Source organism: Enterobacter sp. AG326 (genome assembly GCF_004362415.1).
GTDB classification, from domain to species: domain Bacteria; phylum Pseudomonadota; class Gammaproteobacteria; order Enterobacterales; family Enterobacteriaceae; genus Enterobacter; species Enterobacter asburiae.
In genome coordinates, this window is the sequence record NZ_SNXG01000002.1 from 754914 (window position 1) to 770206 (window position 15293).

Consider the following 15293-nt stretch of genomic DNA (forward strand, 5'->3'; position numbering starts at 1 on the left):
GAAGATTGACATTTATCCGTCCAGGCTTTTCAATAAGGTCTTAACGGTTTTACCAGACAAGGTAACGCAAGCATGAATGCTGCTATTTTCCGCTTCTTCTTTTACTTTAGCACCTGATTTCAGGAGGCTAGCGCGTGAAAGATGAAACGAAAAACAGCGCCAGATAAGCCTCCCGATGGAGGCTTTTTTTGTGCCTGAATTTGAGAGAATAACTCCACCAAATCGGTGTCTGCACCGACATAATGAGGAAAATCATGTCACATCTCGCAGAGCTGGTTGCCAGTGCAACAGCCGCCATTAATCAGGCCTCAGATGTTGCCGCGTTAGACAATGTCCGCGTCGAATATCTTGGGAAGAAAGGGCACCTGACCCTTCAGATGACAACCCTGCGTGAGCTGCCGGCAGAAGAACGCCCGGCAGCGGGTGCGGTGATTAACGAAGCTAAAGAGCAGGTACAGCAGGCGCTGAACGCGCGCAAAGCCGAGCTGGAAAGCGCGGTGCTGAATGCGCGTCTGGCCGCAGAGACGATCGACGTTTCTCTGCCGGGTCGCCGTATCGAAAACGGTGGTCTGCATCCGGTTACCCGCACCATCGATCGTATTGAAAGTTTCTTCGGTGAGCTCGGCTTTACCGTGGCGACTGGCCCGGAAATCGAAGATGATTACCACAACTTCGACGCCCTGAACATTCCTGGCCATCATCCGGCACGCGCTGACCACGACACTTTCTGGTTCGACGCTACGCGTCTGCTGCGTACTCAGACCTCCGGCGTTCAGATCCGTACCATGAAGGATCAGGCGCCGCCAATTCGTATTATCGCGCCGGGCCGCGTCTATCGTAACGACTACGATCAGACCCACACCCCAATGTTCCACCAGATGGAAGGTCTGATTGTTGATAAAAACATCAGCTTCACCAACCTGAAGGGCACGCTGCACGATTTTCTGAACAACTTCTTTGAGGAAGATCTGCAGGTTCGTTTCCGCCCGTCCTACTTCCCGTTCACCGAACCGTCTGCGGAAGTTGACGTGATGGGTAAAAACGGCAAATGGCTGGAAGTGCTGGGCTGCGGCATGGTGCATCCAAACGTACTGCGCAACGTGGGTATCGATCCGGAAGTTTACTCCGGCTTTGCCTTCGGCATGGGCATGGAGCGTCTGACCATGCTGCGTTACGGCGTGACCGACTTACGTGCATTCTTCGAAAACGATCTGCGTTTCCTCAAACAGTTTAAATAAGGGCAGGACAGAACAATGAAATTCAGTGAACTGTGGTTACGCGAGTGGGTGAACACCACGCTGGACAGCGACGCGCTTTCTAACCAGATCACCATGGCGGGTCTGGAAGTGGACGGTGTTGAGCCGGTTTCCGGAGCCTTCAACGGCGTGGTCGTCGGCGAAGTAGTCGAGTGCGGTCAGCACCCTAACGCTGACAAACTGCGCGTAACAAAAGTAAACGTGGGCGGTGACCGTCTGCTGGATATCGTCTGCGGTGCGCCAAACTGCCGTCAGGGCCTGAAGGTGGCCGTGGCGACCGTCGGTGCGGTGCTGCCAGGTGATTTCAAAATTAAAGCGGCTAAGCTGCGCGGCGAGCCGTCTGAAGGCATGCTGTGCTCCTTCTCCGAGCTGGGTATTTCCGACGACCACAACGGCATCATTGAGCTGCCGCTGGATGCGCCAGTCGGCACCGATATCCGTGAATACCTGAAGCTTGATGACAACACCATTGAAATCAGCGTCACGCCAAACCGTGCCGACTGCTTAGGCATCATCGGCGTGGCGCGCGACGTGGCCGTGCTGAACCAGACTGAACTGAATGCGCCGGAAATCGCGCCGGTTGAAGCGACCATCGGTGACGTGCTGCCTATTCAGGTTGACGCTGCGGATGCTTGTCCGCGCTACCTCGGTCGCGTGGTGAAAGGCATCAACGTGAAAGCGCCAACCCCGCTGTGGATGAAAGAGAAGCTGCGCCGCTGCGGTATTCGCTCTATCGACGCCGTGGTCGACGTGACCAACTACGTTCTGCTGGAGCTGGGCCAGCCAATGCACGCGTTCGATAAAGATCGTATCGACGGCGGCATCGTTGTGCGCATGGCGAAAGAGGGCGAAACCCTGGTTCTGCTGGACGGCAGCGAAGCGAAACTGAACGCCGATACCCTGGTAATTGCTGACCACAGCAAAGCGCTGGCAATGGGCGGTATCTTCGGTGGCGAGCATTCGGGTGTCAACGACGAGACGCAAAACGTCCTGCTGGAATGCGCGTTCTTCAGCCCACTCTCCATCACCGGTCGCGCACGCCGTCACGGCCTGCATACCGATGCCTCTCATCGCTACGAGCGCGGCGTTGACCCGGCGCTGCAGTACAAAGCGATGGAACGTGCGACCCGCCTGCTGATCGACATCTGCGGCGGCGAAGCGGGCCCGGTTATCGACGTCACCAACGAAGCGACCCTGCCGAAGCGAGCGACCATCACCCTGCGCCGCAGCAAGCTGGATCGCCTGATTGGCCACCACGTTGCCGATACGCAGGTAACTGACATCCTGAAACGTCTGGGCTGTGAAGTAACCGAAGGCCAGGACGAGTGGAAAGCAGTTGCGCCATCATGGCGTTTCGACATGGAAATTGAAGAAGATCTGGTGGAAGAAGTGGCCCGCGTTTACGGCTACAACAACATTCCTGACGAGCCTGTCCAGGCGGGTCTGGTGATGGGCACCCACCGTGAAGCCGACCTGTCCCTGAAGCGTGTGAAAACCATGCTGAACGACAAAGGCTACCAGGAGGTGATCACCTACAGCTTCGTTGATCCAAAGCTGCAGCAGCTGATCCACCCGGGTCAGGAGGCGCTGATCCTGCCAAGCCCAATCTCCAGCGAAATGTCCGCGATGCGTCTGTCTCTGTGGACGGGCCTGCTGGGCACTGTCGTTTATAACCAGAATCGCCAGCAAAACCGCGTGCGAATTTTCGAAAGCGGTTTGCGCTTTGTACCGGATAATCAGGCAAATTTAGGCATCCGTCAGGATCTCATGCTGGCTGGCGCCATCAGCGGCAACCGCTATGAAGAGCACTGGGACCTGGCAAAAGGCACGGTTGATTTCTACGATATGAAGGGCGATCTGGAAGCGATTCTGGATCTGACCGGTAAATTATCTGAAATTGAATTCCGCGCAGAAGCCATTCCGGCCCTGCATCCGGGCCAGAGCGCAGCCATCTATTTAGACGGCAAACGCGTTGGTTTTATTGGGGTTGTTCACCCTGAGCTGGAGCGCAAGCTGGACCTGAACGGCCGTACCATCGTGTTCGAGCTGGAATGGAACCTGGTGGCTGACCGCGTTATTCCTCAGGCTCAGGACGTCTCCCGCTTCCCGGCAAACCGCCGTGATATCGCGGTTGTGGTCGCGGAAAATGTGCCCGCAGCAGATATTTTGGCCGAATGTAAGAAAGTTGGCGTAAATCAGGTAGTTGGCGTAAACTTATTTGACGTGTACCGCGGCAAGGGCGTAGCAGAAGGTTTCAAGAGCCTCGCTATTAGCCTTATCCTTCAGGATACCAGCCGTACACTCGAAGAAGAGGAGATTGCCGCTACCGTCGCCAAATGTGTAGAGGCATTAAAAGAGCGATTCCAGGCATCATTGAGGGATTGAACCTATGGCGCTTACAAAAGCTGAAATGTCAGAATATCTGTTTGATAAGCTTGGGCTTAGCAAACGGGATGCCAAAGAGCTGGTAGAGCTGTTTTTCGAAGAGATCCGTCGTGCTCTGGAAAATGGTGAGCAGGTAAAACTCTCCGGTTTTGGCAATTTTGATTTGCGAGACAAAAACCAACGTCCGGGCCGCAACCCGAAGACGGGGGAAGATATTCCCATTACAGCCCGCCGCGTGGTGACCTTCAGACCCGGCCAGAAGTTGAAAAGCCGTGTCGAAAACGCAACGCCCAAAGCAGAGTAATATGAACTAACTAAAAAGGCCGCCCACGCGGCCTTTTTTCTTTGCGCTCTCCGGCAAACCCGCCGTAAAATCAATTACATCTCACGCTACTAAAACCGTACACATGCTTGATTATGCTCATCGCCAGCACCGTTCCGATAAGCGTCGCCTGTTTTTGCTGGTGCTGTTGCTCATTGTCGCCGCAGGCGTAAGCCTCTGCGCGGGCGACAGATGGATCGGGCCTGAAAGCTGGTTGGGGCCGGACGGGCAGCTCTTCGTCTGGCAAATTCGCCTGCCGCGCACCGTCGCGGTGCTTCTGGTCGGCGCCGCGCTGGCGCTGTGCGGCACCATAATGCAGGCGTTGTTTGAAAACCCTCTGGCGGAGCCCGGGCTGCTCGGCGTGTCAAACGGCGCAGGCGTAGGCCTGATTGCGGCGGTAATGCTCGGCGGAGGAGAACTCTCCGGATGGAGTATTAGCCTGAGCGCTATCCTCGGCGCGCTGCTAATCACCGCGATCCTTCTTCGTTTTGCCAGACGGCACTTATCGACCAGCCGCCTGCTGCTTGCCGGCGTGGCGCTGGGGATCATCTGTAGCGCGCTGATGACTTGGGCGGTCTACTTCTCAACATCCTTTGACCTGCGTCAGCTGATGTACTGGATGATGGGCGGCTTTGGAGGCGTTGACTGGCACCAGGGCTGGCTGATGGCGCTGCTGGTGCCGGTCATCGTCTGGGCTGCCCTGCAGGCGCAGCCGCTTAATATGCTCGCGCTGGGTGAAACCTCTGCCCGCCAGCTCGGCATGCCGATTGGGTTCTGGCGTAATGTGCTGGTAATAGCTATTGGCTGGCTGGTCGGCGTCAGCGTGGCTCTGGCGGGCGCGATCGGCTTCATCGGGCTGGTTATTCCGCACATGCTGCGCCTGTGTGGCCTCACGGACCATCGGACCCTGCTTCCGGCCTCGGCGGTTGCCGGGGCCGTCACGCTGCTGGTGGCTGATATCATCGCCCGGCTTGCCCTGACGGCCGCAGAGCTGCCGATTGGCGTGGTGACCGCCACGCTGGGCGCGCCGGTATTTATCTGGCTACTATTAAAAGCTGGACGTTAAATCAATAAGCCGTAAAACAACCTGAGGGAATGCTATGCAGTCAGATATCCTGAATACTGAAGTGACCACCATTGACGGCGATAACACCACGCTGGAAGGCTACAAAGGCAACGTGCTGCTTATCGTCAACGTAGCATCGAAATGTGGCCTGACGCCGCAGTACGAGCAGCTGGAAAACATTCAGAAGGCCTGGGAGAAAGACGGTTTCACCGTGCTGGGCTTCCCGTGCAATCAGTTCCTGGGCCAGGAGCCGGGCAGCGAAGAGGAGATTAAAACCTTCTGCAGCACCACCTATGGCGTGACGTTCCCGATGTTCAGCAAAATCGATGTCAACGGCGAAGACCGCCATCCTCTGTATGCGAAACTGATCGCTGCCGCGCCGAAGGCCGTTGCGCCTGAAGGAAGCGGTTTTTATGAACGCATGGCCAGCAAAGGCCGCGCGCCGCTTTACCCGGACGATATCCTGTGGAATTTTGAAAAATTCCTGATTGGCCGCGACGGCCAGGTCGTTCAGCGTTTTTCGCCGGATATGACCCCTGAGGATCCGATCGTCATGGAATCGATCAAGCTGGCGCTGGCGAAATAATGTCGTTGCTGATGCAGCTCACGGACGTCGCCGAGAGGGGACGTCTGGAGCCGATAACCGGTACCATCAATGCGGGAGAAATCCTGCATCTTGTCGGGCCAAACGGTGCAGGGAAGAGCACGCTGCTGGCACGGATGGCGGGCATGACCGACGGAGAAGGGCAGATAACGCTGCTGGAGCATACGCTCGCCGACTGGTCACCGGTCTCGCTGGCGCACCGGCGCAGTTACCTTGTGCAGCAGCAGGTGCCGCCTTTTGCGATGCCGGTCTGGCACTATCTGATGCTGCATTTGCACGACAAACAACAAACGTCACTGCTGACGGACGTTGCCGCGGCCCTGGGGCTGGAAGATAAACTGTCCCGGCATGCCAGCCAGCTTTCCGGCGGAGAGTGGCAGCGGGTGCGTCTGGCGGCCGTCATTCTTCAGATCCACCCGGCAGGTAATCCTCACGGGCGAATGCTGCTTCTCGATGAACCTATGAGCGGTCTGGACGTGGCGCAGCAGGCGGCACTGGATACGCTGTTAAGCACCCTGAGCCGAAAAGGTATCGCCGTGGTGATGAGCAGTCATGACCTCAACCACACCCTGCGTCATGCCCACCGGGTGTGGCTGCTGTCGCAGGGAAAGATGATCGCCAGCGGCGCGCGGGATCGGGTTCTTACGCCGCCCCATCTTGCCCGCGCGTACAACATGTCGTTCCGCAGGCTGGATATAGAGGGACATAAGATGCTGATTTCTACCGGGCAGACGTAACCGTTTCTTGCCTCTTAGCACAATTGCACGCTAAATTACGAAAAGAACAAAAAAAGCAGAGGATTCGTCTGAAAATGCGATTCTGGTTTCTCCTGATGGCCACACTTTTTCTTGCGGGATGCAGTAGCCATCGTGCGCCGCCGCCTAACCCACGGCTTTCAGATTCGATCACCGTCATTGCCAGCCTTAACGATCAGCTGAGCAACTGGCGCGGCACGCCTTATCGCTACGGCGGAATGAGCCGCGGCGGCGTGGATTGCTCCGGTTTCGTTCTGATGACGTTCCGCGATAAGTTTGATTTACAGCTTCCGCGCGAAACGCGCAAACAGGCAGAAATAGGCACTGAAATTGATAAAGACGATCTTCTGCCCGGAGACCTGGTTTTCTTCAAAACCGGATCGGGTGAAAGCGGTCTTCATGTGGGGATATATGATACAGACAATCAGTTCATTCACGCCTCGACAAGCCGCGGCGTGATGCGCTCTTCTCTTGATAATGTTTACTGGCGTAAAAATTTCTGGCAGGCTCGACGTATATAGTCATTGTCAGACACTTCTCTTATGACGGCATGGTATCTAATAAATCATGCCGTTTTTTCTCAAATAAGATGCTTAAAGTTAAATTTATCTAAAATTAGCGAATCCTGCATGTGTCTGTTTTATCTAAAACTGGCTATTATTCGACAACCAGGATAAAATTAATTTAGATTCAGGGATAAATCTGAAAATAAATACGGAACTAATGAAATTAATCTTATTAAAATCAAGACAGTGGAATTGTGTCGGCAATTGCTCCAGGATGTCCTCTCTCATCTTTAATGTGGAGCGAGTGCAATGATTATTACGCTAGATAATGCTTACCAGTCTGAACTGCTGCTTCTGCCTGCCCGTAATAGCGCAGGGGAGCTTAAAGGTTTAGAGGTTCTGGTTAACTTTACTGGCGTCGGCAGCGATGTGCGGATCCCCACTGAACTTGTTATCCCTCGGCTTTCAGCAGCTGAAGAGTTAGTGCTGTTTAACGAAAAATTGCAATTGCTTGATACCTGTAAACTGTTTTTTATTCAGCATCAGTTAATTGCATGGATCAATATTACACCTGCAATAGTTGAATTTTTATTAAGTAATGGAAACGCTGTTTCAATCCTTGAGCGTTACCCGTTTCTTGAGTTTACTGTTAATGAGAATTATCCAGGTTTAAATAACGGAAAGGACGATCTGCAGCTGGCGAGAATGGCAATCCATTTCCCGTTGGTCCTGGCAAACTTTGGCGCAGGCGCCGCATCGCTCAAAGCGGTCTATGATGGATTATTTAAACGGGTTATTCTCGACAAAGGCTTCATTCAGCAGCGTGCCCCGGAGCTCTCTTTTGAGCCTTTTATGCGCGCCATCCTCTGGCAAATCACACCGCACTGCCAGTCAGTGATCGTCTCGGGCATTGACGACCACGGCCTGTTGCAACGCGTTTTGTCCTTCAATTTTGGCGCCATGCAGGGCGCACTCTGGCCAGCCGTCTCTGCGGAGCACGTTACATCGCTGGTTCAGCAGCGATAACCCTTGCTTTCGCCCGTGTTTAAGTCCGGGTAAACCCTCTACACTAAAAGCAGGAGGACTTATGACCCTGTCTTTTACTGCTCACTGGCATGATGAGTTGCCTGGCTTTTACACCGCACTCAAACCAACACCCTTACAAAATTCACGCCTTATCTGGCATAACGATTTGCTGGCAGAAGAACTGGCCATTCCGCCTGAGCTGTTTCAGCCTTCAGAAGGCGCAGGCGTCTGGGGCGGGGAAACGCTTCTCGCCGGTATGCAACCTCTGGCTCAGGTCTATAGCGGACATCAGTTTGGCGTCTGGGCGGGACAGCTTGGCGACGGCAGGGGGATCCTGCTCGGCGAACAACGGCTTCCCAACGGGGAGACAGTCGACTGGCACCTGAAAGGCGCGGGTCTGACTCCCTGGTCGAGAATGGGCGACGGGCGCGCGGTGCTGCGTTCAACGATTCGCGAGTGCCTGGCGTCCGAAGCGATGCACGCCCTGGGGATTCCCACTACGCGCGCGCTGTCGATTGTCTCCAGCGATACGCCGGTAGCGCGCGAAACGGTGGAAAAAGGGGCAATGCTGATGCGTATTGCGCAAAGCCATTTGCGCTTTGGTCATTTCGAGCACTTTTACTATCGCCGCGAGCCGGACAAGGTTCGCCAGCTGGCTGACTTTGCCATTCGTCACCACTGGGCGCATTTGCAGGACGAGGCGGATAAATACGTTCTCTGGTTCAGGGATGTGGTTGCCCGTACCGCAAGCCTGATTGCCCGCTGGCAAACGGTGGGCTTTGCGCATGGCGTCATGAATACGGACAACATGTCGATCCTCGGGCTGACCTTTGATTACGGTCCGTTTGGTTTCCTGGACGATTATCAGCCTGGCTATATCTGCAACCACTCCGACTATCAGGGACGTTACAGCTTTGATAATCAGCCAGCGGTTGGCCTGTGGAACCTGCAGCGGCTTGCGCAAACCCTGTCGCCGTTCATCGACGTAGATGCCCTCAACGATGCGCTCGACAGCTATCAGGACATATTGCTGCGAGAATATGGCATGCTGATGCGCAACAAGCTGGGGCTGATGACGCAGGAGAGGGGCGATAACGACATCCTCAACGGCCTGTTTGCCCTGATGGCGCGCGAGGGCAGCGATTATACCCGTACCTTCCGGATGCTGAGCCAGACGGAGCAGCATAGTGCGGCCTCGCCGCTGCGCGACGAGTTTATTGACAGACAGGCGTTTGACGACTGGTTTGCCACTTACCGCGCGCGGCTGCAGCAGGAGCAGGTGGACGACGCCACTCGCCAGACGCAAATGAACGCGAAGAATCCAGCGATGGTGTTGCGCAACTGGCTGGCGCAGCGGGCGATTGAGCAGGCAGAGCAGGGGGAGTATGACGAGCTACACCGCCTGAACCTGGCTCTGCGCACGCCGTTTGCCGACCGGGATGATGACTACGTCAGCCGCCCGCCCGACTGGGGCAAGCGGCTGGAGGTCAGCTGCTCAAGTTAGAAATTTTGCCGGGTGGCGGCGTCGCCTTACCCGGCAAAAATTACTGCGCAACCCAGCCGCCATCCATATTCCACGCGGCGCCGCGAACGTTCACGGCGCCCTCGCTGCACAAAAACAGCGCCAGTTCACCCAGCTGCTCCGGGGTGACAAACTCGCCCGAAGGTTGTTTCTCCGCGAGAAGCCGATCGCGAGCCTGCTCCGGCGGGACGCCTTCAGCGATGCGCTTGTCGATTTGCTGTTGCACCAGCGGCGTCAGCACCCAGCCCGGGCAGATGGTATTGGCGGTAATACCGGTGCGGGCGGTTTCCAGCGCCAGCGATTTCGTAAAGCCCACTACGCCATGCTTGGCGGCCACGTAGGCAGACTTCTCTTTTGACGCGACCAGCCCGTGAACGGAGGCGATATTGATGATGCGCCCCCAGTTTTTCTCACGCATGGCGGGCAGCGCCAGCCGGCTGGTGTGAAATACCGAGGAGAGATTAATGGCGATAATGTCGTTCCATTTCTCCACCGGAAACGCATCAACCGGGGCGACATGCTGTATCCCGGCGTTGTTGACAAGAATGTCCACGCCGCCAAACTGCGATTCGGCGTAGCGCATCATGGCTTCAATTTGCAGCACGTCACGCAGGTCCGCATCGTGATAGCCCGGCTTTTTGCCCAGTTGCGCAATCTCTTCTCTTGCTAATTCGCTGTCGCCGAAACCGTTGAGGATCAGCTGCGCCCCGGCCTTCGCCAGTACGCGGGCGATCCCAAGTCCAATGCCGCTGGTCGAGCCCGTCACCAGCGCGGTCTTACCGTTCAGATTCATCTTTCTCTCCTTACACAATGCCGGTCAGATAGAACACGGCAATGACAAAAAGCACTGCCAGACTTTTAATGATGGTGATAGCGAAAATGCCGCCGTAGGCCTGACGATGGCTCAGGCCGGTAATCGCCAGCAGGGTAATCACCGCGCCGTTATGGGGCAGCGTATCCATCCCGCCGCTCGCCATCGAGGCCACGCGGTGTAGCACCTCAAGCGGGATATTTGCGGCGTGGGCGGCGGCGACAAACGAGTCGGACATGGCGGCGAGCGCAATACTCATCCCGCCGGACGCAGAGCCGGTGATCCCCGCAAGCACCGTCACGCTGATGGCTTCATTCAGCAGCGGATTCGGGATAGCCGCAAGCGCTTTGGATAACACCAGGAACCCGGGCAGGGCGGCGATCACCGCGCCGAAACCGTACTCAGAGGCGGTATTCATCGCCGCCAGAATGGCACCGCTCACCGCGGTCCGGCTGCCTTCTGCCAGACGACCCCGGATATTGTGAAAGCCAAAAATCAGCACCAGCACGATACCGGAGATCAGCGCCGCTTCCACGGCCCAGATGGCGGTGATCTTGCCCACCTCGGTCACAATGGGTTTCGCCAGTCCTGGCAGAGTCAGCTCGTGGGTCGTGCCGTACCAGCCGGGGATCCAGCGGGTAAACAGCAGGTTAAGTATGCCCACCACCAGCAGCGGGGAGATAGCAATCAGCGGGTGCGGAAGGTTAATGTTATCCGGCGTTTCGGGCTCATTTTTCAGATCCGTGCCGTAACCTTCGTTGTTATTGAACGCCTTACGACGCTGACGCTCCAGCCAGAGCAGGCCAAAGGCGATAATAAACAGAGAGCCAATAAGCCCCAGCCACGGCGCGGCCCAGGCGTTCGTACCAAAGAAGCTGGTGGGGATGATATTCTGGATCTGCGGCGTGCCGGGCAGGGCGTCCATGGTAAACGAGAATGCCCCCAGCGCCACGGTGGCCGGGATCAGCCGCTTGGGGATGCCGCTCTGGCGGAACAGCTCCGCGGCGAAAGGGTAAACCGCAAACGCCACCACGAACAGCGACACGCCGCCGTAGGTTAACAGCGCGCACACCAGGACGATCACCGGAATAGCGTGGCGACGACCGAGGATCTGAATCGCGGCGGCGACGATCGAGCGTGAGAAACCGGAAAGCTCAATCAGCTTGCCGAAAACGGCCCCCAGCAGGAACACCGGGAAGTAGAGCTTGACGAAGCCCACCATCTTTTCCATAAACAGACCGGTAAACGTCGGGCCGACGGCACCCGGATCGGTCAGCAGCACGGCGCCGAGCGCCGCAATCGGCGCAAACAAAATAACGCTGTATCCGCGATAGGCCGCCAGCATCAGCAGCGCCAGCGCCGCCAGGGCAATTAACACACTCATTACGACTCCTCACTTTAATTATTATTCGGGTATCAACGAGATGCTTAACGTTCGACGGTCAGAGCAATGCCTTGTCCGCCGCCCACGCACAGGGTGACGAGCCCTTTTTTGACGTCACGGCGCTGCATTTCGTACAGCAGCGTCACGAGGATGCGGCAGCCGGAGGCGCCAATCGGATGACCCAGGGCGATAGCGCCGCCGTTAACGTTCACCCTGCGCTCATCCCAGCCGAGCTGCTTGCCCACCGCCAGCGCCTGGGCGGCAAAGGCTTCATTGGCTTCAATGAGGTCCACGTCATCGAGCGTCCAGCCCGCCCGCGCCAGCGCCGTCCGGCAGGCGCTGACCGGTCCGATGCCCATCACCGACGGGTCAACGCCCGTCACGGCGTAGCTCACGATGCGACCGAGGATCGGCAAACCACTTTCCCGCGCCTTTTCGCCGCTCATCAGCAGCACCGCAGCGGCACCGTCGTTGAGCGTTGACGCATTTCCGGCAGTGACCGTGCCTTCCACCTGCAGAAAGGCGGGGCGCAGCTGCGCCAGCTGCTCAGCGGTAGTGCCTGGCCGGGGCTGTTCGTCACGGCTGACGATAAGCGGCGGTTTTTTGCCCTGTTTTACCGTCACCGGCGCTATCTCGTCGTCAAAGCGACCCGCTTCGATGGCGGAGGCCGCTTTGTGCTGCGACCGGGCGGCAAAGGCGTCCTGCTGCACGCGGGATATGGCATTCTCCCGGGCGACGTTTTCAGCGGTGATCCCCATGTGATAATCGTTGAACGCGTCCCACAGCCCGTCGGTAATCATGCTGTCCTGCAGTCCCGTATGGCCAAAACGCAGCCCTGAACGCGCGCCGTCCAGCAGATAGGGGGCGTTGCTCATGCTCTCCTGACCGCCAGCGATGGCCACGTCCGCGTCGCCGCAGCGGATCGCCTGCGCGGCGAGCTGCACCGCTTTTAGGCCCGCGCCGCACACCAGGTTGACCGTTGTCGCCGGCGTGCTGACGGGTAATCCGGCGGCGATGGCCGTCTGACGCGCCGGGTTTTGCCCGCATCCCGCCGTCAGCACCTGCCCGAAAATCAGTTCATCTACCTGTTCTTCGCGAAGACCGCTGTTCTCCAGCAGGTGCCGCACCGCTACGGCCCCCAGCTCAACCGCCGAAAGGGACGATAGCGAGCCGCGAAAACTGCCAATGGGGGTTCGCGTTGCCCCGACAATCATGACTTCTTTCATCGTGAGTCCTCAGTTGAAGCGCATCTCGCGAACGTCGTCCGCCACAATCATTTTCCCGGCTGTCTTAGCCGCAATTTCGTCGATGCTGACGCCGGGGGCGTATTCCCGCAGGATGAACGCGCCGTCCTCGATCTCCAGCAGTGCGAGGTCGGTTAAGACCCGACGGATACAGCCCGCGCCCGTGAGCGGCAGCGTGCAGCGCGGCAGCAGCTTTGACTCACCGTTTTTCGACGCGTGGGTCATCACCACAATGATGTTCTGCGCCCCGGCCACGAGATCCATCGCGCCGCCCATGCCCTTCACCATCTTTCCGGGGATCATCCACGAGGCGATATTGCCCTCGACGTCCACTTCAAACGCGCCCAGCACGGTCAGATCCACATGACCGCCGCGGATCATGGCAAACGACTGGGCCGAGTCGAAAATGGCCGCGCCGGTGCGCGCGGTCACGGTCTGTTTACCGGCGTTGATCATGTCGGCGTCAAGGCTCCGCTCGTCAGGAAAAGCCCCCATCCCCAGCAGCCCGTTTTCGGACTGAAGCATCACGTCCATCCCGTCCGGAATGTAGTTCGCCACCAGGGTGGGGATACCGATCCCCAGGTTGACGTAATACCCGTCGCGCAGCTCGCGGGCGACGCGCATGGCCATCTGTTCACGGGTCAACATTGTCAGACTCCTTCCGCGCGCAGGGTGCGCTGTTCAATGCGTTTTTCAAACTGGCCGACAATCAGCCTGTCGACGTAAATTCCCGGGGTATGAATGGCTGACGGGGGCAGCTCACCCGGGGGAACTATCTCTTCCACCTCGACGACCGTTATCCGCCCCGCCGTTGCCATCAGCGGATTAAAATTTTGCGCGGTATGCCGATAGACAACGTTGCCGTACCAGTCCGCTTTCCAGCCCTTAATGAGCGCGAAATCGCCGGTAATGGCCTCTTCAAGGATGTAGTGCTTCCCCGCAAACTGGCGCACGTCTTTGCCGGCAGCCACGGGCGTGCCGTAGCCGGTGGCCGTGTAAAAAGCCGGAATGCCCGCGCCGCCCGCGCGCACCTTTTCCGCCAGCGTGCCCTGAGGCGTGAGTTCAATCTCCAGTTCGCCGCTCAGCACCTGCTGCTCGAACAGGGCGTTCTCGCCGACGTAAGAGGCCACCACTTTGCGAACCTGCCGCGTTTCGAGCAGTATCCCGAGACCGAAACCGTCCACGCCGCAGTTGTTTGATACCACCGTCAGATCTTTCACCTGACGGCGTCTGACCTCTGCAATCAGGTTCTCCGGAATCCCGCACAGGCCGAAGCCACCCGCCAGCAAGGTCATTCCGTCCGTCAGCCCATCCAGCGCCTGCGCATAGCTGCCGACGCGCTTATCCAGTCCCGCCATAGTCATCCCTCCCGTTATCCGTGCCGGTATCATTAGGGGCTGCGACTCATTTGTTAATTTTGAATTTGTGACCCACTCATTTGGTTTTTTTATTAATTTCCTGTTAACTAAATTTTTTCAATTAGTTAACGGGATGAAAAATGAGAATGAGTGTCAAACAGTTACGCGCGTTTTTAGCGGTAGCTCACACTCTCAATTTCGCGCACGCCAGCGAACGGCTGAATCTTTCCCAGCCGGCCCTGAGCCTGACGATTAAAGCGCTGGAGGATGCGCTCGGCGGACCGCTGCTGCAGCGGAGCACGCGCAAAGTCGCGCTGACGCAGGAGGGAGAGACGTTTTTGCCGATGGCGCGTCAGCTGCTTGCCGACTGGGATAACGTCGAAGAGGCGATGCACCAGTGCTTTACCCTGCAGCGCGGTAAAATTTCGGTTGCGGCCATGCCGTCGTTTGCCGCGAATGTCCTGCCCGAGGTGCTAAAAGCGTTTCGCGATCGTCATGCCGGGATCAACGTCACCGTGCACGATGTCATTAACGAGCAGGTGATAGAGATGGTGCGGGAAGGGCGGGTCGAGATGGGCATCGCCTTTGAGCCCGCGCCAACGCACAACCTGCTGTTTACTCCGCTGGGCCTCGACAGGTTTGTTGCCATTGTGCCGAAAGATTCCTCGCTGGCAGGCAAGAAGCGCCTGTCATGGGATGATCTGCTGACGCTGGATTTCATCACCCTGCAGCGCCCGTCGGCGGTACGTCTGATGATGGAGGAGGAGCTGGCGCGAAGCGGCAGAAAGCTGGACGTGGCGCTGGAGAGTCATCAGCTGGTGACGGTCGGGCGAATGGTCGCGAGCGGGCTGGGCGGCAGTGCCGTTCCGGCGCTCTGCGAGGCGCAGATGACGGCGCTGGGCGCGGTCTGTATCCCGCTGGATAACCCGCCCATTGAAAAGTGCATCGGGGCGATCCATCCAGGGCATACGCAGCTCTCTAAAGCGGCGCATGCCCTGCTGGAAACGCTGAAGGATTTTTACCAGCCGGGTCAGGCGGAGTGACCCGGCCGACC

Annotated in this window: 16 protein-coding genes and 1 other annotated feature; of the genes, 11 read left to right on the forward strand and 5 right to left on the reverse strand. The window is 57.6% G+C overall.

Annotated elements, in window-relative coordinates:
* Positions 1-67: 67 nt before the first annotated feature.
* Positions 68-192: a sequence feature (Phe leader region), on the forward strand.
* From pheM to selO, 10 genes are all read left to right on the forward strand, one after another.
* Positions 73-117 (forward strand): pheST operon leader peptide PheM, encoded by a 45-nt coding sequence (gene pheM / locus DFO52_RS10680; protein WP_001386830.1) that lies wholly within the window; start codon positions 73-75, stop codon positions 115-117. Its footprint overlaps the feature before it by 45 nt.
* A gap of 62 nt (positions 193-254) precedes the next feature.
* The gene (gene pheS / locus DFO52_RS10685) at positions 255-1238 is read left to right on the forward strand and encodes a phenylalanine--tRNA ligase subunit alpha (protein ID WP_029740434.1); all 984 of its coding nucleotides are present in this window, start codon (positions 255-257) and stop codon (positions 1236-1238) included.
* A gap of 15 nt (positions 1239-1253) precedes the next feature.
* A complete protein-coding gene (gene pheT, locus DFO52_RS10690; protein WP_133550347.1) occupies positions 1254-3641 on the forward strand; it encodes a phenylalanine--tRNA ligase subunit beta in 2388 nt (795 codons plus the stop codon).
* A gap of 4 nt (positions 3642-3645) precedes the next feature.
* Positions 3646-3945 (forward strand): integration host factor subunit alpha, encoded by a 300-nt coding sequence (gene ihfA / locus DFO52_RS10695; RefSeq protein WP_003857805.1) that lies wholly within the window; start codon positions 3646-3648, stop codon positions 3943-3945.
* A gap of 103 nt (positions 3946-4048) precedes the next feature.
* Positions 4049-5029: a vitamin B12 ABC transporter permease BtuC gene (btuC, locus tag DFO52_RS10700; RefSeq protein ID WP_133550348.1), complete on the forward strand. Its 981-nt coding sequence runs from the start codon at positions 4049-4051 to the stop codon at positions 5027-5029.
* 34 nt (positions 5030-5063) lie between these two features.
* Positions 5064-5615 (forward strand): glutathione peroxidase, encoded by a 552-nt coding sequence (locus DFO52_RS10705; RefSeq protein WP_023311298.1) that lies wholly within the window; start codon positions 5064-5066, stop codon positions 5613-5615.
* Positions 5615-6370, forward strand: coding sequence for a vitamin B12 ABC transporter ATP-binding protein BtuD (gene btuD / locus DFO52_RS10710; RefSeq protein ID WP_133550349.1), 756 nt, complete (start codon positions 5615-5617; stop codon positions 6368-6370). The genes DFO52_RS10705 and btuD overlap by 1 nt, the downstream gene beginning before the upstream one ends.
* Positions 6371-6444: 74 nt before the next feature.
* Positions 6445-6909 carry an NlpC/P60 family protein gene (locus DFO52_RS10715; RefSeq protein ID WP_023335377.1) on the forward strand — a complete coding sequence of 155 codons (465 nt, stop codon included), beginning with the start codon at positions 6445-6447 and terminating at the stop codon, positions 6907-6909.
* A 294-nt stretch (positions 6910-7203) separates the two neighbouring features.
* The gene (locus DFO52_RS10720) at positions 7204-7920 is read left to right on the forward strand and encodes an EAL domain-containing protein (protein WP_032657851.1); all 717 of its coding nucleotides are present in this window, start codon (positions 7204-7206) and stop codon (positions 7918-7920) included.
* Between the two features lie 61 nt (positions 7921-7981).
* Entirely contained in the window at positions 7982-9424 is a 1443-nt protein-coding gene (selO, locus tag DFO52_RS10725) for a protein adenylyltransferase SelO (RefSeq protein ID WP_133550350.1), read from the forward strand.
* Between the two features lie 40 nt (positions 9425-9464).
* Here selO and DFO52_RS10730 read toward each other — a convergent pair whose 3' ends face one another.
* The 5 genes from DFO52_RS10730 to DFO52_RS10750 are packed head-to-tail and all read right to left on the reverse strand — an operon-like array spanning position 9465 to position 14239.
* On the reverse strand, positions 9465-10235 hold the full coding sequence (locus tag DFO52_RS10730) for a 3-hydroxybutyrate dehydrogenase (RefSeq protein ID WP_133550351.1): 771 nt from the start codon (positions 10233-10235) through the stop codon (positions 9465-9467).
* Between the two features lie 10 nt (positions 10236-10245).
* Positions 10246-11637 carry a GntP family permease gene (locus DFO52_RS10735; protein WP_029740427.1) on the reverse strand — a complete coding sequence of 464 codons (1392 nt, stop codon included), beginning with the start codon at positions 11635-11637 and terminating at the stop codon, positions 10246-10248.
* A 44-nt stretch (positions 11638-11681) separates the two neighbouring features.
* Positions 11682-12863, reverse strand: a complete 1182-nt coding sequence (locus tag DFO52_RS10740) for an acetyl-CoA C-acetyltransferase (protein WP_133550352.1) — start codon at positions 12861-12863, stop codon at positions 11682-11684.
* 9 nt (positions 12864-12872) lie between these two features.
* Entirely contained in the window at positions 12873-13529 is a 657-nt protein-coding gene (locus tag DFO52_RS10745; protein ID WP_063441728.1) for a CoA transferase subunit B, read from the reverse strand.
* 2 nt (positions 13530-13531) lie between these two features.
* Positions 13532-14239: a CoA transferase subunit A gene (locus DFO52_RS10750; protein ID WP_133550353.1), complete on the reverse strand. Its 708-nt coding sequence runs from the start codon at positions 14237-14239 to the stop codon at positions 13532-13534.
* A 140-nt stretch (positions 14240-14379) separates the two neighbouring features.
* On the opposite strand from DFO52_RS10750, the gene DFO52_RS10755 reads away from it, so the two are divergent.
* A complete protein-coding gene (locus DFO52_RS10755) occupies positions 14380-15282 on the forward strand; it encodes a LysR family transcriptional regulator (RefSeq protein ID WP_059346564.1) in 903 nt (300 codons plus the stop codon).
* Positions 15283-15293: the final 11 nt, after the last annotated feature.